The following is a 539-nucleotide window of genomic DNA, read 5'->3' on the forward strand; positions in this document are numbered from 1 at the left end:
CGATACTCTGTACTTTTATTGGTGCTGCAATTGGTGCCGAGGCTGTACAGTTTATTGATGCTAGCGTACTCACCAGTTTGATTCCTGTTCTTCTAATTGCGATTTCTCTTTATTTTTTACTCGCACCAAGTACTCGAAAAATCGATGGAGAACCAAAACTTGCCGAAGCGATGTTTGCATTGTGTATCGGTGGTGGAGTTGGTTTCTACGATGGTTTCTTTGGCCCCGGTACGGGCTCGATTTTTACTGTATGCTTTGTTGCTCTTGGCCACTTTTCCCTCGTGGATGCAACAGCACGAACTAAGATTTTGAATTTCACTTCAAACATCGCCGCATTGTTGTTTTTCGTTATCGCAGGGTTACCTGTATGGGAAATTGGTTTGACGATGGCGGTCGGTGGCTTTATTGGCGCTCAACTTGGCGCAAAAGTGGTGGTTACCAAAGGTCAAAAGTGGATTCGACCTCTAGTGATTACCATGTCTATGCTGATGGCAACAAAACTTCTTTGGCAACAACATCAGCAATGGCTTCTAACACTG

The 539-nt window shown here is 44.3% G+C and carries 1 protein-coding gene; it reads left to right on the forward strand.

What is annotated here, in order from left to right; genetic code table 11:
- Window positions 1-539: TSUP family transporter (locus tag R7P74_RS28800; protein ID WP_318124118.1), on the forward strand; the 539-nt coding region annotated here is incomplete at both ends.

It is taken from the genome of Vibrio sp. 2033, assembly GCF_033339735.1.